This is a genomic window from Thalassotalea sp. 273M-4, from assembly GCF_041410465.1.
Taxonomy (GTDB): Bacteria; Pseudomonadota; Gammaproteobacteria; order Enterobacterales; family Alteromonadaceae; genus Thalassotalea_A; species Thalassotalea_A aquiviva.
This window is the reverse complement of the sequence record NZ_CP166961.1, coordinates 1,552,874-1,577,090: the sequence shown is the minus strand read 5'-3', so window position 1 is coordinate 1,577,090 and position 24,217 is coordinate 1,552,874. Positions and strand designations below refer to the sequence as shown.

Annotated in this window: 21 protein-coding genes; 12 read left to right on the top strand and 9 right to left on the bottom strand. The window is 39.9% G+C overall.

Translation table 11 applies throughout. The features are described from left to right. Positions 1-76: 76 nt before the first annotated feature. A complete protein-coding gene (locus tag ACAY00_RS07100; RefSeq protein WP_371379169.1) occupies positions 77-808 on the top strand; it encodes a MipA/OmpV family protein in 732 nt (243 codons plus the stop codon). A gap of 568 nt (positions 809-1,376) precedes the next feature. After that, positions 1,377-1,574, top strand: coding sequence for a hypothetical protein (locus ACAY00_RS07095; RefSeq protein ID WP_371379167.1), 198 nt, complete (start codon positions 1,377-1,379; stop codon positions 1,572-1,574). A 109-nt stretch (positions 1,575-1,683) separates the two neighbouring features. Here the strand turns inward: ACAY00_RS07095 and udp are convergent, their stop codons facing one another. The 3 genes from udp to aroG form a co-directional block, all read right to left on the bottom strand. Then, positions 1,684-2,448 carry a uridine phosphorylase gene (gene udp, locus ACAY00_RS07090; protein WP_371379164.1) on the bottom strand — a complete coding sequence of 255 codons (765 nt, stop codon included), beginning with the start codon at positions 2,446-2,448 and terminating at the stop codon, positions 1,684-1,686. Positions 2,449-2,588: 140 nt separating this feature from the next. Next, positions 2,589-2,978 carry a DUF2750 domain-containing protein gene (locus ACAY00_RS07085; protein ID WP_371379161.1) on the bottom strand — a complete coding sequence of 130 codons (390 nt, stop codon included), beginning with the start codon at positions 2,976-2,978 and terminating at the stop codon, positions 2,589-2,591. A 6-nt stretch (positions 2,979-2,984) separates the two neighbouring features. After that, positions 2,985-4,043: a 3-deoxy-7-phosphoheptulonate synthase AroG gene (aroG, locus tag ACAY00_RS07080; RefSeq protein WP_371379157.1), complete on the bottom strand. Its 1,059-nt coding sequence runs from the start codon at positions 4,041-4,043 to the stop codon at positions 2,985-2,987. A gap of 194 nt (positions 4,044-4,237) precedes the next feature. Here aroG and add point away from each other — a divergent pair, with 194 nt between their 5' ends. Together add and deoD are read left to right on the top strand one after the other, a co-directional pair. Beyond that, entirely contained in the window at positions 4,238-5,236 is a 999-nt protein-coding gene (gene add, locus ACAY00_RS07075) for an adenosine deaminase (protein WP_371379154.1), read from the top strand. Positions 5,237-5,271: 35 nt separating this feature from the next. Continuing rightward, on the top strand, positions 5,272-5,982 hold the full coding sequence (gene deoD / locus ACAY00_RS07070; protein ID WP_371379151.1) for a purine-nucleoside phosphorylase: 711 nt from the start codon (positions 5,272-5,274) through the stop codon (positions 5,980-5,982). Between the two features lie 117 nt (positions 5,983-6,099). On the opposite strand, the gene ACAY00_RS07065 is transcribed toward deoD, so the two are convergent. Both ACAY00_RS07065 and ACAY00_RS07060 read right to left on the bottom strand, forming a co-directional pair. Next, positions 6,100-8,373 carry a TonB-dependent receptor gene (locus ACAY00_RS07065; RefSeq protein WP_371379149.1) on the bottom strand — a complete coding sequence of 758 codons (2,274 nt, stop codon included), beginning with the start codon at positions 8,371-8,373 and terminating at the stop codon, positions 6,100-6,102. Positions 8,374-8,644: 271 nt separating this feature from the next. After that, entirely contained in the window at positions 8,645-9,859 is a 1,215-nt protein-coding gene (locus ACAY00_RS07060; RefSeq protein ID WP_371379147.1) for a phosphopentomutase, read from the bottom strand. Positions 9,860-10,090: 231 nt separating this feature from the next. Between ACAY00_RS07060 and udk the strand changes: the two genes are divergently transcribed. The 5 genes from udk (at position 10,091) to ACAY00_RS07035 (ending at position 14,242) form a co-directional block, all read left to right on the top strand. After that, positions 10,091-10,744, top strand: a complete 654-nt coding sequence (gene udk / locus ACAY00_RS07055; RefSeq protein WP_371379145.1) for a uridine kinase — start codon at positions 10,091-10,093, stop codon at positions 10,742-10,744. 207 nt (positions 10,745-10,951) lie between these two features. After that, positions 10,952-11,719 carry a deoxyribose-phosphate aldolase gene (gene deoC, locus ACAY00_RS07050; protein WP_371379142.1) on the top strand — a complete coding sequence of 256 codons (768 nt, stop codon included), beginning with the start codon at positions 10,952-10,954 and terminating at the stop codon, positions 11,717-11,719. Between the two features lie 153 nt (positions 11,720-11,872). Further along, a complete protein-coding gene (locus tag ACAY00_RS07045) occupies positions 11,873-12,454 on the top strand; it encodes a thymidine kinase (protein ID WP_371379139.1) in 582 nt (193 codons plus the stop codon). A 240-nt stretch (positions 12,455-12,694) separates the two neighbouring features. Then, a complete protein-coding gene (gene arsB, locus ACAY00_RS07040) occupies positions 12,695-13,711 on the top strand; it encodes an ACR3 family arsenite efflux transporter (RefSeq protein WP_371379136.1) in 1,017 nt (338 codons plus the stop codon). Between the two features lie 36 nt (positions 13,712-13,747). Beyond that, on the top strand, positions 13,748-14,242 hold the full coding sequence (locus ACAY00_RS07035; RefSeq protein WP_371379134.1) for a tyrosine-protein phosphatase: 495 nt from the start codon (positions 13,748-13,750) through the stop codon (positions 14,240-14,242). Positions 14,243-14,315: 73 nt separating this feature from the next. Here ACAY00_RS07035 and nhaA read toward each other — a convergent pair whose 3' ends face one another. The 3 genes from nhaA to ACAY00_RS07020 all read right to left on the bottom strand — a co-directional run bounded on the left by nhaA (position 14,316) and on the right by ACAY00_RS07020 (position 19,612). Then, on the bottom strand, positions 14,316-15,536 hold the full coding sequence (gene nhaA, locus ACAY00_RS07030) for a Na+/H+ antiporter NhaA (RefSeq protein ID WP_371379132.1): 1,221 nt from the start codon (positions 15,534-15,536) through the stop codon (positions 14,316-14,318). Positions 15,537-15,868: 332 nt separating this feature from the next. Further along, complete coding sequence (locus ACAY00_RS07025; RefSeq protein ID WP_371379130.1) at positions 15,869-17,047, bottom strand: cystathionine beta-lyase; 1,179 nt, start codon at positions 17,045-17,047, stop codon at positions 15,869-15,871. Between the two features lie 162 nt (positions 17,048-17,209). Next, entirely contained in the window at positions 17,210-19,612 is a 2,403-nt protein-coding gene (locus ACAY00_RS07020; protein WP_371379127.1) for a DNA polymerase II, read from the bottom strand. 82 nt (positions 19,613-19,694) lie between these two features. On the opposite strand from ACAY00_RS07020, the gene dinG reads away from it, so the two are divergent. Continuing rightward, the gene (gene dinG, locus ACAY00_RS07015) at positions 19,695-21,776 is read left to right on the top strand and encodes an ATP-dependent DNA helicase DinG (RefSeq protein ID WP_371379124.1); all 2,082 of its coding nucleotides are present in this window, start codon (positions 19,695-19,697) and stop codon (positions 21,774-21,776) included. A 292-nt stretch (positions 21,777-22,068) separates the two neighbouring features. Next, the gene (locus ACAY00_RS07010) at positions 22,069-22,656 is read left to right on the top strand and encodes an outer membrane beta-barrel protein (RefSeq protein WP_371379122.1); all 588 of its coding nucleotides are present in this window, start codon (positions 22,069-22,071) and stop codon (positions 22,654-22,656) included. A 109-nt stretch (positions 22,657-22,765) separates the two neighbouring features. Here ACAY00_RS07010 and queE read toward each other — a convergent pair whose 3' ends face one another. Next, positions 22,766-23,437, bottom strand: a complete 672-nt coding sequence (queE, locus tag ACAY00_RS07005) for a 7-carboxy-7-deazaguanine synthase QueE (RefSeq protein ID WP_371379119.1) — start codon at positions 23,435-23,437, stop codon at positions 22,766-22,768. An 88-nt stretch (positions 23,438-23,525) separates the two neighbouring features. Here queE and queC point away from each other — a divergent pair, with 88 nt between their 5' ends. Then, complete coding sequence (gene queC / locus ACAY00_RS07000) at positions 23,526-24,182, top strand: 7-cyano-7-deazaguanine synthase QueC (protein ID WP_371379605.1); 657 nt, start codon at positions 23,526-23,528, stop codon at positions 24,180-24,182. Positions 24,183-24,217 lie beyond the last annotated feature (35 nt).

The following is a 24,217-nucleotide window of genomic DNA, read 5'->3' as shown; positions in this document are numbered from 1 at the left end:
ATAAAATATCGATAAATCATCAATCTGAATATGATATTGTTTCGTATATTGAGCTTTTAATTTTAAATAAACCTAAATGTTGAAAATACTACCTAAAACTTTACTACTTTTACTGTTGTTAGGACCAAACTTAGCGAACGCTAATTGGTACTACGGCCTGCTCACTTTAAAGCCTGCTAATAAGTACATTGGCGATGATGCAAGCCCTGTGCTATTTCCTGTTATAGGTTATAGAAGTGATACGTTACTGTTTACGGGTAAAGATCTTCATTACACCGTTTATTCTAATGATACCGTTTCATTAACCACCGGCTTAAGTGCACGTTTCGATGGTTTTGATGAAAATGATTCGCCATTTTTTGAAGGTCTAGACAAAAGAAAGAACTCATTAGATTTTGATGCCCAAATTCAGCTAAAACAAAACCAATGGATCTATAGTGCCGGTTTAAAACAAGACCTTTTGTCGGTACATGGCGGCTATGAATTGAGCTCTCACATTGGCTATCAAATTAATCATTTTGCACCTTTTTTCATCACGGCTAAAGTTGGAGCTAAATATCTGTCTCAAGACTTGTCACAATACTATTATGGCGTTGGCGAGAACGAGTCTTCTGTATTCGCGCCTTACAACACCGATGATGGTTTTGGAACACAAGCAAAAGTATTATTTTTTACCCCAATATTTTTTAATGCGATGACACGATTAGAGTTGTCTGTAAACCAATACAGCCGTTCATTAAGTGAAAGTCCGTTAATTGATGGCGATACGTCGCTTAGTGCGATGTTTATGTTTTTAAAACCATTTTAGTTCATATCATCCTTTCTGATTTTTACATACCTTGAGTTAGGCAAAATCGTCAACATTTTTGGTATCAGCATTTTGTTTAAAAGCTAGAGTTTTGTCTCTAGCTTTTTACTTTAGTAGATGCATTACCTGAACGTTGGCGTGTTTACCCCCCCACCTTTGTGAGTTAAGGTGTCTAAGTCAACAATCATTAGAACAAAGCCTTACTCATTAATTATTTTAAACACAAAAAAAAGACTATAATTAAACTCTATTCACCATCAATCTAAATAACTGAAAATAAACAATTAAATGGATAAAGAGTTACCAACAGTTATTGCCGGCCCAACCCCTAGAGAAGTTACGCGTAACCAAATTGTGTTGTATTTGTGACCACCCGTGCTGAAAAAGTAGGTGTGAGCTTTACAAATCAACAGTTAAAGTTAATCAACCAACCCATTGATAATGAACAGCATACACTCGTTTGTGTGGGTAAAAATGCTTACATCAATTTATTAACTCTACAACTTAAAAGCCCTCTTCAAGACAACACTTGGGTAGAATATGATGTGTTCATTGAAACGAACGGCAAATGTCGATTCAGCCACGTAAGGCTGGAAAAATAACGTTATACAACCAAAGTGGTATTGGTATATTACATATTAATAAATCGTTTGAAGTTACAGCCAAGGTTTTAACGAGAAATGGAGAGGTTGAATTTAAACCCAGCGAAATAAAAGCAAAACCGCAAGCAAAAGCGATAGAAAATGAAAACGACCCGTTAATATAATATCTGAAGTTAAGCCCTGTTGGTAAAGCCTATATACACAAAAAGCACAGTGTACCAACATTATGCTTTTTAAGTCTTAACCTTATGTGGGCTGTATTAAAGATGATTATTAGCAAGAGAGCATTTTTCTGGCTGCTTCAACCACAACAGAAATAGAACGTTGCTCAATTTCTTTATGGGCTTTGGCATCTGGTAATTCACCGCGGTGACGATTAACAATCACACCCGCCGCACAACCGGCTTTTAACCCCGAACTTGCACACATGGTAAGTAAAGTAGCCGACTCCATTTCAAAGTTTAACACCCCCATGTCTTGCCACTCTTGTGCTGAGCCTCGAAAGCGCCTTACCACACGTTTAGAAAATGTGTCATAACGTTCTTGGCCAGGATAAAATGTATCACTTGACGCTGTTACCCCTAAATAAACAGTCGCATCAAGGGATTGTGCTGCCTGATATAACGCGGTTGTACAAAAATAATCGGCTACCGCAGGAAATTCCATTGGCGCAAAATGTGAGCTTGCACCGTCAAGGCGTACCGAACCTGTGGTAACAATAATATCGCCAACGTTTATTTCTGGTTGCAAAGCGCCTGTTGTACCAACTCGTAAAAATGTGCGTACCCCTAGTTGCGCCAACTCTTCTACGGCAATAGAGGTTGAAGGACCACCAATACCGGTTGAACATACCACCACTTTATGCCCATCTAATTCGCCTAAATACAAAGTGTACTCTCGCTGTGAAATTAAAAATGTTGGATTATCTAAAAAGGTCGAAATGGTTTTTACCCGAGCAGGATCACCCGGAATAATGGCTAATGTTGCCCCTTGTAAATCGTCTAAGCTAACACCTAAATGAAAAACTTTTTTACTCATGGAACATTCCTAAATTTGTTTTTAAGATACTCAAATTGTAGGGGGTGAATTTTAAGCTCGCCAATACAACATGCCAAAACCTAAAAAAAAAGCCTGAATAAGATGTTTATTCAGGCTTTTATATTCGATGTTGATTACGGTTAACGTCTTTGCAACTTATTTTGTTTCTTTGCCAAAATATCATCAAACTCCCAAGGGTAATAAATTTGCCCTTGTAAGTCGGTCGCTGGATAAATGATCAAACTCAGTTCGTCTTCTTCCATGCCTGGTAGCCACTTGTTCTTTAAATCGTCTAAGCTAATGCTTTGGGCTTTACAGTGACTCCATTCATCACTTGCCCAAAGTTGGGCAGTTTCAGCGCTAGGCCAAAATGGCACAAAATCTTCCTCGTTTTCTTCACTATTTAACATTACAGCACCGTGTTCATCGGTGAGGATCCATGCTTGTTGATGCTCAAATAGGGCCTTCATAAACACTTGAAAGCGTTGTTCGTCATTTAATTCAACAGAAGCTAGGTCAGGTATTGTCATAAGTTATTAGCCTTGATTGATTCGATTAGTTGAAGCTTGCGCCAGTTTATCTAATAGCACTTCGGTATCTTGCCATCCGATGCACGCATCGGTGATACTTTGACCGTACTTTTCAGCTTTATTATTGACCAAATCCTGACGTCCTTCCACTAAGTGGCTTTCAACCATCACACCAAAAATAGACTGATTACCATCCACGATTTGTTGACATACATCGTCACATACCAACATTTGGTTTTCAAACTTCTTGCTTGAGTTGGCGTGAGAAAAATCGACCATCAACTTTTGTTTTAAGCCAACTTTGGCCAACTTCTCGCTAATGGCATTAACGTGTTCACGGCTGTAGTTTGGTTCTTTACCACCACGTAAAATAATATGACAATCACTGTTTCCTTTGGTTTCAACAATGGCCGAATTACCCAACTTAGTCACCGATAAAAAGTGATGTGGGGCACTGGCAGCGCCAATAGCGTCAACAGCCACTTTAATGGTGCCATCGGTACCATTTTTAAAGCCAACAGGGCACGACAAACCTGAAGCCAATTCACGGTGCACCTGCGATTCGGTAGTGCGAGCACCAATAGCCCCCCAACTCATTAAATCTGCCATGTATTGTGGTGTGATCATATCTAAAAATTCACCCGCACATGGTAAGCCCAGTTCATTTAATTGCAGCAGCAACTTACGTCCCATTCGTAGACCGTCGTTAATTTTATAACTGTTGTCCATGTAAGGGTCGTTAATTAAACCTTTCCATCCAACCGTAGTGCGCGGTTTTTCAAAGTAAACACGCATAACAATTTCTAACGAGTCTTTATATTTTTGACGTAGACGATTTAGTCGGCTGCCATATTCAAGAGCCGCTGTGGTGTCGTGTATTGAGCAAGGACCAATAACAACAAGTAAGCGTTTATCGTTGTCGTTTAAGATATTGCTAATGGCTTCACGACCTTCATATACCGTGCGTGAAATGTTTTCGGTATTGCGGTAACGCTCTAATAAAGCAACAGGGGGTAATAATTCTTTTATTTCACTGATGCGGACATCGTCAGTTTGGTAAAGCATAATATAAAGAAATCCTTTGGGTTTTAATGCATTTAAAGACTTTAATTGAACAATGTTTACGATGTAAACCCATATTTCGAGTTTTTATCTTAAAATGTAATATATCAGGCTTTTTATCGACAAGTACAACGACTTTAGCCTATATTTACTCAGCATTAACAGATGCATATTTTTACCACAATAAAAGGCCCTTTATGGTTATTTCAACATTGCCACTTATTGACTTACATCGTCACCTTGATGGCAATATTCGTCCATTTACGATTTGGGAGCTTGCTCAACAACACAATATGCCGGTGCCTGCAGAGAGTTTTGAAGAATTTTTACCGCACTTATTAATCAATGATAAGGCCGAAAATTTAATGGATTTTCTGCAAAAACTCGACTGGGGTGTAAAAGTATTAAAAACACTCGATGACTGTCAACGTATTGCACGGGAAAACGCTGAAGATCTTCAGCTTGCAGGTATCGACTACGCCGAACTACGGTTTTCTCCCTTATATATTGCGATGCAAAACAACCTTAATCCTTATGACGTTGTTGAAGCCATCATTGATGGTTTTGAACAAGGCTGCAAGCAATATAAGGTAAAAGGCAATTTAATTGGTATTTTAAGTCGCACCTACGGGGTCGACTCTTGCCAGCAAGAGCTTGATGCTCTGCTCCCCTTTAAACACAAATTAGTGGCCATTGATTTAGCCGGTGATGAAGGCAATAAACCCGCATCTTTGTTTGAACAGCATTTTAAACAAGTGGTAAAAGCAGATCTTGCGATCACCATACATGCTGGTGAAGCGGCTGGACCAGAAAGTGTTTGGGATGCCATTAATTTGTTGCATGCCAATCGAATTGGGCATGGCGTCAACAGTATAGAAGACCCAAAACTTATCGATTTTCTTATTAAAAATCAAATAACTTTAGAATGTTGCTTAACGTCTAACTATCAAACTGGTACTATCGCCGACCTAGCGAATCATCCTATTAAATTTTTTTTAGACCAAGGCGTTAGGGTTTGCTTAAATACCGATGACCCAGGTGTTGAAAATATTGAACTACGCGATGAATTTAAACTGGCTCAACAAATCGTTGGCTTAAACAAACAGCAAATAGAAAAAATTCAGCTAAATGCGCTAAATGCCGCATTTATCTCTGATTCAGAAAAATCAGCGTTACTTAAACAGAAAAACGCTTAATATTTATTGTTAACACAAAATTATTGAGGAAAAACATGGCTACTCCACATATTGCAGCAAAAAATGGTGACATTGCAGAAACGGTTCTAATGCCAGGTGATCCGCTTCGTGCGAAAGTCATCGCCGATACATTTCTAGAAAACCCTGTATGTTTTAATACTGTTCGTAACATGTTTGGTTACACAGGCACATATAAAGGCAAACGCGTTTCAGTCATGGGTTCGGGTATGGGGATCCCTTCTGCATCGATTTATGCAACAGAGCTTTACAAAGATTACGGGGTAGAAAAAATTATCCGTATTGGTAGTTGTGGCGCGGTGTTACCCGACGTAAAAGTTATGGACTTAATTATTGGTATGGGCGCAAGTACCGACTCAGGCGTTAATCGTTCACGCTTTGATGGCTACGACCTAGCCGCTATTGCCGACTATGGTTTGCTGAAAAACGTGGTAACCGCCGCAGAAAAACTGAATAAGCCTATTCGCATCGGTAATATTTTTTCTGCCGATCTATTTTACACACCAAAACCAGAGCTGTTTGACACCATGATCAAATTGGGCATTTTAGGTGTTGAGATGGAAGCCGCAGGCCTTTATGGCGTAGCCGCTGAATACGGCAAAAAAGCATTGTGTGTTTTAACTGTAAGCGATCATATAAAAACCGGTGAAAGTTTATCAGCGGAGCTTCGTCAAACATCTTTTACCGACATGATGGAAGTGACTTTAGAGTCTATTTTATTAGATTAATCACTTAAGGTAATCGCTTCTCCTTAGTGCCTTAAAGCAGTAAGCAATAAAAAAGGATTATGATTTCTCATAATCCTTTTTTTACCGCCTTAGCTCATGGCTAAGTCATCAGAAAGCTTAGAAAAAGCTCACTTTAAATTCAGCACCAACGAAACGCTCTTCGTTTACAATCGCTGTATTGTTGGTGAAGTCAACGGCGCCAATGGCTTGTTGCTCGTTGGTAATATTACGAACAAACAAAGAGGCATCATAGCTGTTGCTGTCAATTTCCCAAGCGTAACCTGTGCGTACACCACCTTCTAATAATGACTTACCAGCAAATTCTTTCGACTCGTATAAGAAGAAGCTGATGTCATCACGAAAAGACCAGTCAGTGTAGGCGTAGAATTCACCACCAGCAATTTCTTGTGAGTAACGCGCTGTAAAGTTGAAAATCCACTCTGGAGCGTGCGGTAAACTGTTACCATCAACAATTGCTTGGCCATCTTCGTTTAGCTTGTCAGTTACTGTACACAGGGCACAAACCGGTACTGACAAATCGCCGTCATTTAATTCCGTGTTGTTATAAGAAACGTTTGCAGTAATTGCGAAGTTTTCTGTTAATACAAACTCAGAATCAACTTCAAAACCGTAACCTACTGTTTCATTTGCATTTAATAGACGAGCTGTGTTGCTATCACCACCAACAGATGTCAATTGTTGATCATCCATTGTGTAATAGAATACAGAGGTGTTAACACGACCACTGCCATTTAATACGTCCGCTTTAACACCCGCTTCAAACGAGGTAATGGTTTCTGAATCGGCTACAGAAATACCATCGCCAAAGGCAAATAAGTTACGACCCTGAATGCTTGGTGCACGGAAGCTGTCCGCGATACGTCCATATAAGTTGATGTCGTTTGTATATTTGTGGGTAATACTTACATCCCAGCTCACATGAGTGTCGCTTGGATTTGCTTGACCTTCAACAAAATCAGGGAAACCTAACCAACCTAATGGAGATTGTGTACGTACGTTGGTGTATTCTTTTTCATCATCTGAATAACGAAGGCCTACGGTTACTGAGGTTAAATCAGATAAATCGTAATCTGCTGAACCAAATACCGCCCACGCTGATGTCTTTTGTTCTTGGTTTACCGCACCAGTCTTAGCACCGCCACTAAATAATGGATCGTAAGCAAAGCTTTCAATGGTAATGTCTTCGTCAAAGTAGAAAGCACCGACTTGGAAGTTAAAATCACCGCCAAAGTTACTGGTTAAACGCAGTTCTTGAGTGTATTGACTGTGATCTGGAATACCGTCTGAGGTTTCAGAGTCTAAAGTAATCACACCAGGACCCATTGTTGGTGCATAAACGGCACCGTAACCACCATCAACGTCTGCACGAGAGAATAACTCTGCACTTTCATAACCAGTGATTGATGTTACTAAGTAATCGCCAAAGTCGTACTCTAGTTTTAAGTTCCAACCTTCAATTTCAACTTGTTGAGTCGCACGAGCGGCTGAATCGTGATAAACCGTATCACGGTCAAAATCGCTGGCTAATTCATTAGAGCCTTCTTTAAATGCATTGGCATAGAAAGTGACTGGTTTTCCATCTAGTTCACGACTGTGATAATTGAATAAACCTGAAAAGTCACCTTGCTCGTATAAGAACTGAACTCGGTAAGCTTCATCGGTGTAGCCACCTAGAACGTCTTTTTGTTCAAAGCCTGGTGCTTTATTGTCAATGTAATTGTCACGATCTTGACGTAAAACAGAAACACGCGCTGAAAGGTTGTCCGTTAAACCGCCGCCTACAGCACCTTGGATATCGGTGGTCGCTTTGCTTCCGTATGAGCTTGATAGATAAAAATCAAAATCTTGAGATGGTTTAACAGAGTCAATTTTTACAAGACCTGCAGGTGTGTTACGACCAAATAGTGTGCCTTGTGGGCCACCTAACACTTCAACACGTTGTACATCAAAAACAGGGAAACCTTTCAAGATTGGATTTTCTTGTACTACCTCGTCTACAACTAAAGATACCGGCTGAGAAGCATTCAAATCGAAATCTGAGTTGCCCAATCCACGCATGTAAAAACGCGGGAAAGTACGTCCAAAAGAAGACTCTACAGATAAGCTTGGGATACGCGAGTTTAAGAAACGAATATCCATGGCACCTGAGCTGTATACGTCTAACTTTTCACCTTGTAAGGCAGAAACAGCAACAGGGATCTCCTGAGCATTTTCAGTACGCTTACGAGCGGTTACTTGAATGACTTCTAACTTAGTTGAATCTTTAGCTTGTTCTTCAACGGCTAAAGCTAGAGGGGCAACGGCAGTGGTGATAGACAAAATGGCAGCGTTAACGCCCCATGCTAGAGCGTTATTTTTAAAGGTTTTCATGTTTTCTCCCTGAACCAACTTTTGGGAAAACCAGCAAAAGTTGGCGAAATATTACGTAGATTTAATATTTAAATGAGTGTTATTTTTTATTCTTTATGTTTTATTTGATGCATTTTATGCGTAATAAAAACAAAAAAGCCTCCTCACTCATCTGAGTAAGGAGGCTAAATTGTAACCCAATTGCAACGCAATAAAAAGATTATGTGACCAATTTAATGCCTAAGTTTGACATTTTCTTTGCAACTTATACAACCAGTACATAATTTTGACCTTAGGTTAACTGATTTTTAAAAGATTCACCGTAGTTGAGTTTTCCTAAGTTAAAAATATCAGCCAAGGTGGCACCAATATCGGCAAACGTACTGCGCTCACCTAAGTCAATACTTGGCATATTTTTCTTATAAAAGATAACCGGAACATATTCTCGAGTGTGATCACTGCCATGCCAAGTTGGATCACAACCATGATCGGCGGTTAATACCACGTAATCGTCTTCGTGTAAGTGCTCAGCGATTTCATACAAACGCTTATCTAAGTACTCTAGAGCTTCGCCATAACCGACTGGATTACGACGATGACCAAAGTCTTGGTCAAAATTCACCAAATTGGTAAAAATAAGGGTGTTATCGCCTTGAATATTTAACTGCTCAATACTGGTATCAATAAGTTGTTCAAGACCCGTTGCTTTATATTTTTCTGAAATGCCTTGATGCGCAAAAATATCGGCAATTTTACCCACACTAACCACTTTACCACCCTGCTCGACCAATTTGTCTAACATGGTTGGCGCCGGTGGTAAAATTGAGAAATCTCGACGGTTACCAGTACGAACAAAGTCGTCCGCGTTTTTACCCACAAATGGACGCGCAATCACCCGGCCTATGTTTAAGTCGAGTTCATTAAGCAACTCGCGCACCTGTTCGCAATACGTAATTAAGTTGTCAATACCAAAAGTTTCTTCATGGGCCGCGACCTGAAATACCGAATCCGCCGAGGTATACAAAATGGGGATGCCTGTTTTCATATGCTCTTCGCCAAGCTCGGCAATAATATTAGTACCTGAAGCATGGCAATTACCTAAACAGCCGTGAACCCCTGTTTTTTGGTATATTTTTTCTAATAAGTCTTGCGAAAAGGAATTTTGTTTATCGCTAAAGTAGCCCCAATCAAACATCACTGGTACTCCCATCATTTCCCAATGACCGCTTGGGGTGTCTTTACCTGAGCTGATTTCAGCGGCGTAACCGTATGCACCAGTACTGGCTTGATTACCATCAACAGGAAGAGGTTGCTTACCTGCGCTTTGAGCAGCTTTTAACAAACCTAGAGAAGATAATGCCGGTAGGTTTAACTTTCTACCCATTTCTTGTTCAAATACATTCGCCAAATTAGCAAAGGTATTCGCACCAATATCATTAAAGGACTCGGCATCGGGGCCATGCCCTAACCCGAATCCATCGATTACTAAAATTAACGCTCTAGCCATTACGATGCTCCAATAATTTCGAAGTGATATGACCCTTAATTCTAGGTCATTTTTACTGACAAAATGTAACGTATTGTACGTTTATACGTTTTTATGTAGAAACAACATCCGCCAATGTGAACAACATGTATTATTTTGTTGAACATATCGTTTTATCCCTTTCATTTCTCGCATTATTGGCGAGATCCTGTAAAATCCTTATATCTAGTATAAGCCTTCAAAGAGATTATTTTGTCATTAGCTAATCTTACCATAATTGCTGTTGTTGGGGCATCAGCCTCTGGAAAATCACTTTTTGCTCAAACCATTCATGACGAATTAATCACTGAGCTTGGTGAAGACAGTATCACCATTTTAAAAGAAGACTCTTATTATCGCTGCCAAGATCACATGCCAATGGAGCAGCGGGTTAAGACCAATTACGATCATCCTAAAGCCTTTGAACATGAGCTTTTATGCTCTCATTTAGATCATTTAAGTCAAGGTCGCCCGGTGGAAGTACCGGTATACGATTACAAACAACATACCCGTAATAAAGAGCAGGTTGTGGTGACCAAACCAACAAAGATTTTGTTAGTGGAAGGAATCTTACTGCTTACCGATAAAAATTTACGCGATCGTTTTGACATTAACATCTACATGGATACGCCATTAGATGTATGTTTAATTCGACGAATTAAACGCGACTTACAAGAGCGTGGTCGTGATTTAAAATCGGTGATCAGCCAGTACCAAAAAACCGTTCGTCCAATGTATTACCAGTTTATAGAACCTTCTCGTAATCACGCCGATGTTGTGATCACCAAAGGTGGGAAAAACAGAACCGCTTTAGATGTTGTAAAAGCCAAAATTAGAGAACTAGCCAACCAACAACCGGTTAGTTAAAAACGCAAACAGCATTAAAAAAAATTCACCCTACTAAATGCTAGTTATGCAAATATTTTGCGCCATATTAGGTTAATTTTTGAGTCACTCTGTGAAGGTTTAGGGGCTCAAAAATTATCAGCACCAGTTTGCGAGATTGGTGTAATTGCCTTATTGGTTTAATATTATTAGCATTAGTCATATTCAAAAAACTTACTGAGGTTTTATATGAGCAATCAAGACTTGAAAACCGTTGCAAAACAAGCAATCAGTTATATGGACTTAACCACTCTAAACGACAATGATACCGATGAAATTGTTGCCAACTTAGCACACCAAGCGAGCACGCCTGCGGGTAAAACTGCCGCTATATGTATTTACCCGCGTTTTATTCCTGCGGCTAAAAAAGTTTTAAACAACAATGGCGTATTAGTCGCAACCGTGACTAACTTCCCGCACGGCAATGACGACATTGACATTGCGGTTGCAGAAACTAAAGCGGCCGTTGCCTACGGTGCTGATGAAGTGGATGTGGTGTTTCCTTATAAAGCACTTATGGCAGGTAACGAAACCGTAGGTTATGATTTAGTCAAAGCCTGTAAGGACGTTTGCCCTGATGGTGTGTTGCTAAAAGTGATCATTGAGTCGGGTGTTTTAGAACAAGAAAGCTTAATTCGCAAAGCAAGCGAGTTGTCAATCAAAGCGGGCGCTGATTTTATTAAAACGTCTACAGGTAAAGTCGCGGTTAATGCAACACCAGAAGCTGCAAAAATCATGCTACAAACCATTGCCGATTTAAACCCTAAGTGTGGTTTTAAAGCGGCTGGTGGGGTGCGCTCAACTGAAGATGCCAAAGTATACCTAGACATGGCTCGTGAAATTTGTGGTGAAGATTGGCTTTCTACCCGTACCTTTCGATTTGGTGCCAGTAGTTTGCTAAATAACTTACTTGCCACTCTTGGCTACGGCGAAGAAAAAGACGCAACGGGCTACTAACCCTGTTTTTATTAAGGGGCCTATTTAAATTAGTAAAGTTGGATAAAAATCCTTCAATCAGCTGATTTAAAGCCAGTCTGCAATAGATTTATCTTTTAATTGTTGATGCGAAGACCTATATTTGGGCCTTCGCATTTTTATATCTGTTTTATTATGGCGCAACTATATTTTTATTACTCGGCAATGAATGCTGGCAAGTCAACCGCTTTACTTCAATCCTCTTATAACTACATAGAACGAGGCATGAAAACTTTGATCTATACCGCGCAAGTGGATGACCGCTATGGCGTTAGAAAAGTGACATCAAGAATAGGGATAAGCTCAAAAGCCAATGTATTTTCGCCTAGCACTGACTTATTTGAACAGGTAAAAGAGTACATTCGAGACGGTAAAGTTGATTGCATTTTAATTGATGAAGCGCAGTTTTTATCAAAACAACAAGTACAGCAATTAACCAAAATTGTGGATATTTTATCAATCCCGGTTTTAGCTTATGGTCTGCGCACAGACTTTCAGGGCGAAACATTCGCGGGTAGTTCAGCCCTACTTGCTTGGGCTGATAAATTAATTGAACTAAAAACCGTATGTCATTGTGGCCGAAAAGCCAACTTTGTGTTGCGTTACGATGAAAGTGGTAAACCAGTCGCTTCAGGTGCCCAAGTCCAAATTGGCGGGAACGACAGTTATCAATCCGTTTGCCGTCAACATTTTAGACCGCATGTTTGGGACATCTAATACCTTATAATTGCGCTTTACCTTGGCTGATGTAAACACTTATCAGTCAAGGCTTGTTCCTGCTCTAATTTTCTTCTTATTTAGCCCTCGTTATGGGCGGTTTCCTGATGATGGTCAACCTCAATTTTGATCTGTATTGACTAAGCTTGATCTCACTCTTTTAATCTAAAATTTTAGCTTTATAATGGCGCGCTATTGAATATGAGTAACTAGACTGTTATTGAGATATTGGGGCTTATAATGGGAATTTTTGAACGATATTTAAGTCTTTGGGTAGGATTAAGTATTCTACTTGGGGTATTACTTGGTTTATGGCAACCGGACATATTTGCGGTTTTAGCCAAATTAGAAATTGCTCATGTCAACATACTTGTTGCCGTGCTCATTTGGGTAATGATTTATCCGATGATGGTCCAAATCGATTTTTCAGCCATTAAAGATGTTGGCAAAAACCCTCAAGGTTTGCTCTTAACCTTAATCATTAACTGGTTGGTAAAACCTTTTTCTATGGCGGCATTAGGTTGGTTATTTTTTGAAGGTTTGTTTAGCGATTTAGTCTCTGCCGATTCCGCCCAACAATATATTGCAGGGATGATTTTACTTGGGGTTGCCCCTTGTACGGCAATGGTTTTTGTCTGGTCTCATTTAACCAAGGGCAATCCAAACTATACCTTAGTGCAAGTGTCCGTTAACGACATCATAATGGTGTTTGCTTTTGCCCCCATTGCAGCTCTGCTATTAGGTGTAAGCGATATTGAAGTGCCGTGGCAAACTTTGCTAATTTCGGTCATTTTATATGTTGTTTTACCGCTATTGGCCGGCATTTTCACCCGCAAACAATTAAACAAGCGATCGAATTCTGCCGCCTTAGGGCAATTGTTGACTAACTTAAAACCCTATTCGGTTATTGGTTTATTGGCTACCGTAATTATTTTGTTTGGTTTTCAAGCCAATACCATCATTGAAAAACCGTATGACATGTTACTTATTGCGATCCCTTTAATCATCCAAACCTACGGCATCTTTTTAATAGCCTATGCCATCGCCAAATATATCAAGCTACCGCATAATATTGCAGGGCCTGCATGTATGATTGCCACCTCAAATTTTTTCGAGTTAGCCGTTGCCGTCGCTATTTCTTTATTTGGTTTACACTCAGGTGCCGCGCTTGCCACTGTGGTCGGCGTATTAGTGGAAGTCCCGGTCATGTTATCATTAGTCTACATAGTCAATAAAACCCGCTTAAGCTTTAAATAAACGGTTTCCCCATTGTAATTTTTTAAGGATTTTTAAATGAACACTCACCCATTTGATGCATTAGAAATTAGCGATAACGCCAGCATCATTTTCACCCCTTGTCCTGGTACCAAAGAAGCCAACTTAGAAGACTCCGTAACCCAGTTAAAGCAGGCTGGTGCAACAATGATCTTAACTATGATGTACGATGAGGAAATGCAACGAAATAACATTCAGTTATTACCTGAGTTGTGCAAACAACATGGTATTCGTTGGTATCAATTACCTATTGAAGACGATGAAGCGCCTAAGCAAGACTTTGAACAACGCTGGGTTCAGGTTAAAGACACATTGGTTAATGAATTAAAAAATGGTGGTAGCATTGTTGCTCACTGCAAAGGTGGCACCGGCCGAACCGGTTTGGTGTTAGGCCTAATTTTAAAAGCCTATGGCTTTAGTGAAGAGGACGCAAAAGCTAAAATTCAATCCGTTCGTCCGAAATCATTGGTTAACCCATTACAGCTCAATTACTTCATTGACTGTAAGCTGTAATTGCACATTAAAAAGCGAAAAGCCCTTTATCTTAACAAGCTAAAGGGCTTTTTTGTTGATGATGTTTTCCAGACTAGTGTTGCTGTTGGCTTGCTACAGTCTGTGTTTGTGGGCTCTTGGGCAATGAAACCTTAAGCACTAAATAACCGACGATGCCGGATAATAATGACCCTAAAATAATACCCAAGCGCTCATCAAATAATTTATTTAAATCGGTTGCTTCAAACGTAAGTGAGCCAATAAATAAGCTCATAGTAAAGCCAATACCACAAAGTGCTGCGGTACCATAAAGGCTTAACATGCTCATGCCTTTTGGTAATTTAGCCAGATTCATTTTAACCGCTAACCAACAAAGACCAAACACCCCCACTTGCTTACCGACCAGTAAACCTAGGGCGATACCAATTGGTACCGGATGTAAGATTTCATCCATCCCAACACCTGAAAGATCCAAGCCCGCGTTGGCAAAGGCAAAAACCGGCAAAACAAAAAAGGCTACAACCGAATGCAGGTCGTGTTCAAACGACTTTAAAGGTGAATAATTTGGATTAGTTTTTGACTTCAACGGAATAAATAAAGCGACCAACACACCAGATAGAGTGGCATGCACCCCAGATTTAAGCATCGCTACCCACATAATGAGGCCGATCACGACATACAAACTGCGTGCTTCAACGTTTTGTTTATTCATTAAATAAAGCACGGGTACACAACTTGCGACAACCATAAGACTGTGCAAAGAAATATTATCGGTATAGAAAATCGCAATAATAATGATCGCCCCAATATCATCAAAAATAGCCAACGATGTTAAGAAAATTTTCACCGAACTTGGCACTCGAGAGCCAAGTAAGGTCAGTACCCCTAGGGCAAAAGCAATATCGGTGGCTGCAGGAATTGCCCAACCACTTATGGCTTTAGGATCGTTGTAGTTAAAGTAAACATAAATTAACGCCGGTACCACCATTCCACCTATCGCACCAAGGCCGGGTAAAATAATGTTTCGTTTATCTGATAACTCACCTTCAATTAGCTCGCGTTTTAGCTCTAGGCCAACCAGAAAAAAGAATACCGCCATCAAACCATCGTTTATCCACAGCAATAAAGGCTTGGCGACTTCTAACGGACCGACTATTACGGCAACCGGTGTATCAAGAATCAAATCGTAGAGCGTGCTAAGGTTAGTATTAGCAAAAATAAGGGCCAAGGCTGCGGAGATAATGAGGATGATCCCCCCGGCCGATTCCATTTTAAAAAAGTCGGCAATAAAATTTTCGGAACTGGTTTGTTGCATGTAAATAATCACCTATTGAAAAATTTGTGAGTAAAACTGTCATATTATGTCACTAGACATGTTTGTTTGTATACAGTTTTAGCCATATTCTGGCAAAAGCCAGATGGGTCGCCTCCCATTTGATAAAAGATCTAACATCATTGTTGGAAAATTTGCCACTTTTCCTTGTTGTTAAATAAAATGGTCGTCTTAGCTATTGAAATATAGCCAAACCCTCAGTATTTGGGGAAGCTAAATTTAATGGAACTCGTCCTATGGAAATGGAACCTAAAAAGGCTAACGACAATTAGCACAAAAGTAAACCGCTAAGCCATTAATAATTCAACTAATCATCACAGTAAATCGTTTAACCGTTTAAAACCGTGCTCTAAATCTTCGATTAAATCTTCGATATCTTCCAGACCAATATGCAATCTGATCAGTGGGGTTTTATAGGGAAAGTCGGTTACCGTGCGCATTGAGTTAATCGAACTTACCGCAAGGATCAAGCTTTCAAATCCGCCCCATGAAAAGCCCATTTTAAAATGACACATACCATCTAATAATGCCGTCAATGCCTTAGGGTTTGACTGTTTAAGGACAAATGAAAACAACCCATTTCCACCTAAAAAATCGCGCTTAAAAAATTCATGGCCTGGGCAACTTTCTAACCCCGGATGTAAAACCGTTTCCACTTCAGCACGACTTTGAAGCCATTTAGCAATTTTAAGACTGCTTTGTTGGTGTTGCTTAAGCCTTACCCCAAGGGTACGAATTCCACGCATAGCAAGATAGATGTCATCGGGGGATGTGCACTGGCCAAGCAGGTAGGAGTTTTCTCGCAGTATGGGCCAACTCTTTTCATTAGCGGTTGCCGTACCTATCATCACATCAGAGTGCCCGACAATGTACTTAGTGGCCGCTTGCACAGACACATCAACACCGTGTTCAAAAGGTTTAAAATGAATCGGTGATGCCCAGGTATTGTCGAGCATAACCGTGATGTCTTGCTCCTTAGCATGAGCAATCGCACAAATAGCTGGAACATCTTGCACTTCCATGGTTAAAGAACCGGGTGATTCGAGAAATATTAGTCGGGTATTAGGCTGGATTAAGGAATCAATGTTAGCGCCAATAAGAGGATCATAAAAAGTTACGTCAATGCCCATTCGACTCAGGGTCTTCTGACAAAAATCTCGCGTCGGCTCATAGGCGGTATCAACCATTAACAGATGATCACCGGCCTGAACAAAAGCTAAGATGGCCGTGGTAATGGCAGCGGTACCACTTGGGTAGACATAACACCCTGCACCGCCTTCAAGTTCGGTCATGGCATCACAAAAAGCAAAGGTCGTTGGAGTCCCTCGTCGACCATAATACATCACCTGGTTGGCTTTATTCGCACTGGCTTGTTTCATTTGACTGACCGAATCAAATACCACCGTCGATGCCCGGTAAACCGGAGGATTGACAATACCCTGAGTCCATTTTGATTTTCTTCCCGCATTCACTATGGTGGTATTCTTTTTCATAACGTTCCTTTGAATTTACTTTGCAAATACTTGTCGGGTGTCGCTTTTGCTATGGCTCCTTTAGCGGTATAGCCATCTAAACATCTTATACCTAATACAAATATAAATACCACCTTTTTTATCGTTTTAACTCTAAATTATAATATGATCATAGCGTTAGATTTAAAATAGAGACAATTGATCATCACATATAAGAGCAAATCGCTTGCCAATAAAAGGGAGGATCCCATCGGCTACGGCCTCTAGTTGTCGGTCAATGTAAAACTGATAATCAATCGGAGCACTTTGATACTTTAACGTTTGTGGCCCTTGTGTGGTGATCACATACTCTATCCAGCCTTTATTTTGATATTGTAGTGGTAATCCCGCCTGCTTATTATGTTGATCAGCATGGCGTGCCGCTTTCACGTGCGGCGGTACATTTTTTTGATATTCATCTAATTTACGCCTTAAGCGTTTTCGATACACCAAGTCTTGGTCATATTTTCCAGCTAAAGTATCTGCAACCATATGCAAAATAAACTCTTCAACCGGCTCTTGCTTAAAGACTTTTAAGTACAATTGTTGTTGAAACGTTTTTGCCAATTGAGTCCAATCGGTGCGCACACTTTCTAATCCTTTAAAAACCAAATGTTCTTGCTTGCCTCGTCCGACTAAACCAGCATAGCGTTTTTTGGTGCCGACATCTTGCCCTCTTACTGTGGGCATTAAAAATTGGTGAAAATGGGTTTCAAACTCAATTTCAAGGTAACTCTCTAAGCCATACTCTTGCTTAATGTTTGTCGCCCATCGTTGATTAATAAAATGCATCATCTCTTTGCCAATTTTTTGGCATTGTTGGTCGGTTTTATCGGCACCAACACTGACAAAAATCGAGTCGGTGTCGCCATAAATAACCTGATAGCCCTGCTCTTCTATCCAGTCTTTGGTGGTATTTAACAACTGATGTGAGCGTTTAGTGATAGATCCCGAAAGCCTAGGATCAAAAAAACGACACCCATTAGAACCAAGTACGCCATAAAATGAATTCATAATAATTTTAAGCGCTTGTGATAATGGGGCATTTTTATCTGCTTTGGCTTTATCACGTTCAGCCCATAAAGTTTCAATAATGGTGGGTAAAAAATGCTTTTGGCGAGAAAAATATGCACCATCAAAGCCCTCTATAAATGGCCGTAAATTGGCATTTTTATTGGCGTTTTGTTGCCATTGTTGATGCTCACGCAAGCCCTCTATTAATCCCATAGGATCTATTTTAAAGGTGCGAATGATACTGGGGTACAAACTTTTAAAATCAAGAACCAACACATTTTTATATAAGTTTGGAATGGACTCCATAACATAACCGCCAGGAGAAACGAGCTCACTTTCACCATCACCCAGATTGGGAGCGACATAACCGGCACGATGTAATTTCGGTAGATACAAATTCGTAAATGCCGCAACTGAACCACCTATTCTATCAAGTTCTAACCCCGTTAAAGATGCCCGTAAGGTGGCAAACTCAAGCAGTTGTGTGTGCTTAAAAATATCCCAAACGAGTATACAATCTTGTAAGTTATACTCTGCAAGCTGTTGTTTATGATATTTAAATTTACGGGTGATTTCTTCGGCTCTGTTGTCAACATTATCAATCTTTTTTCCTACACCAAGCAGCTCTTGAGCAACATTTTCTAGAGCAAAACTGGGGAAGTTATAGGTCGCAGATTTGAGTAAGTCTATGCCATCGAGTACCACCCGACCGGCAATCATTATAAAGTGTTGCTCTGGGCTTAGCCTATTTTGGCGCCAGCTTGGTGCATTGCCATCACGGCCAATGGCAAATTTAACATTATTTAGATCACAGCGCTTTTGCAGCAATTTAAAGTCAAAATTAACAACGTTCCAGCCAATTAAAATGTCGGGATCCACTTCATTTAACCAATGTATAAAGCGAAGCAGTAAATCGTATTCATCTTTCACCCATTCAATATAGGTTTTGGCATTCGTTTCGGGTTCGCCGATCATAAATACTTTTGAGTGCTGCTCATTGTAGCCAGCAATAGAGTAAAGTTGTCCTTCAAATGAACATTCAATATCTATCGATAACAGGGTTAAAACAGGATCATGTGTTGCTCGCTTACTTTTGGCGTTAATCACCGATGGGTAGTTATTGACTTGAGTTTGCTCGCCGACAAATGTCAGAGACCCCGTAATAAAGCGCTCCATTAAATACCTATCTTCAGGCCTAATGTCGTCTTCATAACACTTAATGCCAGCATTTTTGAGTAATTCACGGGCTTTATAAAACAAAGATAAGCTTTGCAAATAAATAGCACTAACAAGCTGATCTTCAAATGTTTTTAAGTTCAGTATTTTAGTTTCAAAGACGATATTTTCGGTTTGTAATAATGACTCGGCATAATCCATAAATCGTTGCTCAATAAAGAAGATACACGATTGCCCTGTCACCTTTAGCTGTATCGGACCAGTAAAACCTTTGACCCAATAAAGAAGTGTCAACTGGCCGTTAATGTCAACGGCTTGGCGGGTTAGTAAAAATCCTTTATTTGTTGAAATCGTCATTAATTATTCGAAAACGCTCAATTTAACTGTTAATATATACAGCAGTATATTAAAGCTTCTGCCCAATGGAAACATAAAAACTATGTTAGGTGAAAAAACCAAGGAAATCATTCGCGCTGTCTACAAGGAAATTGGCAACAATCTTCCTAATTTTAGCCCGAGAAAAGAACAAGCCTATTTAATTGCCGAAATAGCAAAAACCTTGGCGGGAGAATACGCAAAAGATAGAAAGCATATTGTTATAGAAGCTGGTACGGGTACCGGAAAGTCCTTAGCCTATTGCTTAGGGGCCATTCCAATTGCGTTAAAACGGCAAAAGAAGGTGGTTATCTCAACGGCCACGGTGGCCCTACAAGAGCAATTGTATTTAAAAGATCTGCCGTTTTTACTAACCCATTCCAGTTTAAAATTTGATTTTTGTTTGGTCAAAGGTCGTCAACGTTATGTCTGTAAACAACGTCTTGCTATTGCGTGCAATGACAGCGAAGAAACAGCCCAAGTGGCACTATGGGAGCAAAAGCCCAAAGTCAGTGAAATAAAGTTACTTAAAACGTTGCAAGAAAAACTGGCCAGTGGCAAATGGCAAGGCGACAGAGACTCTTGGCCCAAACCGATTCCCGATCATATTTGGCGTCATATTCAAAGTGATAAACACAGCTGTTTAAAGCATTTAAATGAGCACAGCCAGTGCCCTTTTCATAAAGCGCGAGAACAAATGGACTTGGCTGATGTACTGATCATCAACCACAGTTTGCTATTAGCCGACATTGAGCTTGGTGGTGGCAAGATCCTTTCTGAGCCACAAGACAGTATCTACATTATTGACGAAGCCCATCACTTACCCGATATTACCCGCGATCACTCATCGGCCATGGCAACGGTAAAAGGGGCCATTGATTGGCTCAGTAAAATATCATCGACTGCTGATAAAATAGCTAAATTGTGTAGCTCCCAAAGGGCAATCGCGCCCGGTTTAAAGTTGGCCGATTATAGCCAAGAGATCATTAGCGATTTGCAAAAAGTGAACGGTTTTATTGATGCCAACCAAAATACGTACTTTATAGAAGACAAACAATATCGATTCGAGCATGGCTTAATTCCCAAAGAGCTTAAAAACCTGGCGGAAGACATTCAGACAGCAACGAAGAAATCCTTAAACGAAATAACCAAGCTGTACAACTTGCTGATGGAAGAAGTCAAAGACGGCTCGGTAAAAATCTATCAAGCAGAACCTTTGTTAGCGGAATCTGGTTTTCAAATTCAACGTTTAGAAAACCTAGAAAAAATTTGGCAAATGTACGCCAAAACCGACCCTGATAAAGGAGCCCCACTAGCCCGCTGGATTGAAAAAACCAGTGGCAAGCGAGATGACTATTTAATCTCAGCATCTCCAATTGAAGTTGGATTTATGCTTGAAGATAATCTGTGGAGTAAGTGTGAAGGTGCTGTTTTGTGTTCTGCCACCTTGTGTGCACTTAACAGTTTTGAGCACTTTAGACGCCAAGCTGGCCTTGGCAATAACGATGGTACCCAATACAAAAAGCTCAATTCACCGTTTAATTACCAAGAGAATGCCGTTTTATCGATCCCTAATATTGCTGTTGAACCAAATAACAGTGATATGTTTACAGAAGAGCTGATCAAACGTATTCCGAGTTTATTGAAAGAAAATGAAGCAAATTTGGTGTTATTTTCGTCTTATTGGCAAATGGAAAAAGTAGCGGAGAACATTCGCAAATCAGTAAAAACCAATATCCTAATGCAAGGTGAACATTCTCGACAATATATCTTAGAACAACATAAAACTTTGTGTGATGCCGGCAAGACCAGCATTATTTTTGGCAGTCAAAGTTTTTCTGAAGGCCTTGATTTACCAGGTAAATACCTAACAAATTTGATCATTACTAAGTTACCATTTTCAGTTCCCACGTCACCGGTTGACCAAGCGCAAGCCGAATACATCAAGCAAAAAGGTGGCAATCCGTTTATGTCTCTGGCAGTCCCCGATGCCTCTAAAAAGTTGGTTCAAGCCTGTGGTCGCTTACTTCGAAATGAGAAAGACAAAGGCACCATCACTATTTTAGATAGACGACTAGTATCAAAGCGTTATGGTAAGGATTTACTTGACTCTTTGCCCCCATTTAAAAGACAAATAGAATATTAAACAGCGCATAGGGCTAAGGCAATATTCGAGCCCAACCATTTGACTTGCACACGGGCTAAACAAAAAATTAAGCCCGTGTTCGGGTGCCACACCGACATTAAATTTTTAGCTATTCACCGCGTTTACTTTATACTGAATAAAAGATAACCCATTAAAAAATGTTGGATTTTAACCGATGATTAACGGTTTTATTAACAATAAATGAGTAATAACTTTCGCTAAATTCAACGTTAACAATAAAGGGTTGGTATAAAAACAAACCTACAACTGATACGTTACAGTGGAGTGTAAAATGAAAAAATTATTACTAGCATCTACTCTATTATTGTCTGTCGGCGCTGTTGAGGCGGCTCAGTCCATTCGCTGGGATAGTGCCACATTGTCTTATATTTCGGTTGACTTGAGCGGGAATCACCTCACCGGTGTTGGTGTTGAAGCGACCAAGTTAGTGAGCAAAAACATTATTGTTTCAGCAAATTATGGCGCTGTTTCCGATGATATTACATTGCTTGGCTCAACTGTAAAAGTCGACTTAGATACTTTATCCGTTGGCGTTGGTTTTCGCCATCCTTACTCAAAAAACACCGACTTTTTTGGCATCGTCTCCTATGAAGAAATGGAGTTTAATGCGTCTTACCAAAATAACTTTGATGCAGAAAGTGACAATGGCTATGGCCTGCAGGCGGGTGTTCGTACATTAATTAATGAGCGAATTGAGCTCAGTGGTTCGATAAACTATATCGATTTAGATGAAGAGTCAGAAGTAGGGTTTGATTTGTCCACTATGTATCACGTTAGTGAACGATTTTCCGCCAGTTTTGGCTATTCAAAGTACGATGAAGTCGATGCCATCTTTTTATCGGCTATCTTGTTTTTCTAGCAGATCCAACTTACATGGCTAACATACCAAGGTTTATAAGCAATTCTTATAAACCTTATCGGGTGGTTTTTAGTTGCTAACAGGAATTCACACCAGCAACATTGAGCGATTATTCAATACCAATATATTTATGAACTTGCACCGATAAACGCCAGTTATTAGCAATACATGTCTCAATAGCCAATTGGGTAGCACGCTCTTTTTGACTAATGGGTTGCAAGTAAATCGGTTTATTCAAAATACCATGCTCTTTGAGCAAGGCTTTAAGTTCATCCACATGATTTTGTGTAGCAACTGGATGTTTAATCTCATTCGCCCTTTCTAACGCGGTTTTTAGGACCTTGTAACCACCACGCATATTAATTTTGGGTGACACGGTTACCCAACAAGCATCCGACACTAAAATTTCAAACGTCCCCGACGTTTCAACCTGAGTGCTGTAGCCATGTTTTTCAAATAACTCACATAAAGGAGTTAGATCAAACATGCAAGGCTCACCACCGGTTATAACTAGGTGCTTGGCCCTGTACTGTTTGTTTTCGACAACCTGTAAAACTTGTTCGGGTGATAAATTAACCCACTCATCGGTTTCGGCATTTTTATTTAAAACGATATCGGTTGTGACCTCACTTTCTGGATTTACTTCCCAAGTATGTTTTGTATCACACCAAGCACAACCGACAGGACACCCTTGTAATCGAATAAAAATAGATGGTTGACCGGTAAACGAACCTTCACCTTGTAAGGTTTCGAACAATTCGTTGATTTTATAATGAATCATAATAATTAATCTTTAGGATCCTGAGTTTATGCAGTAAAATTGAAGTATTTGAAATTATACCTTAGAGAGCTGAAAAATGGCTGAAAAAATTAAAGAAAAAGTGGTTGTTGTATATTCTGGTGGGATGGATTCTTTTACCGTATTAAATCGCGCCAGAAAAGATGGTTATGATGTTTACGCTTTATCTTTTGATTACGGTCAACGCCACTCCAAAGAGTTAACCTTCGCGAAAGCAGTGTGTGACGACTTAAATATTCCACATAAAATTGTCGATATTCGGGCCATAAACCAGTTGTTGGCGGGCTCATCATTAACCGACGAAATTGATATTCCTGAGGGCCATTACGAAGAAGAGTCGATGAAGTCTACCGTGGTTCCTAATCGTAATATGATTTTAATTTCATTAGCTGTTGGTTATGCCGTTTCCATTGGAGCGCACAAAGTTTACTATGGCGCTCACTCTGGCGATCATGCTATTTACCCCGATTGTCGCCCAGAGTTTGTTGAGAAAATGAATGACGTTTGTCAAATTGCCAATTATGAAGCGGTTGAAATTTACAGCCCATATTTACATGACACTAAAATTGATATTTTGACCGACGGCTTAAACATGGGCTTAGATTACAGTAAGAGTTGGACCTGTTATAACGGTCGTGAAAAAGCCTGTGGTAAATGTGGTGCTTGTCAGGAGCGTTTAGAAGCTTTTGAAAAAAATAAGGTAACCGATCCACTACCATACGAATAAATCAGGGATTTGATGAACATCAGCATGGTTATCAA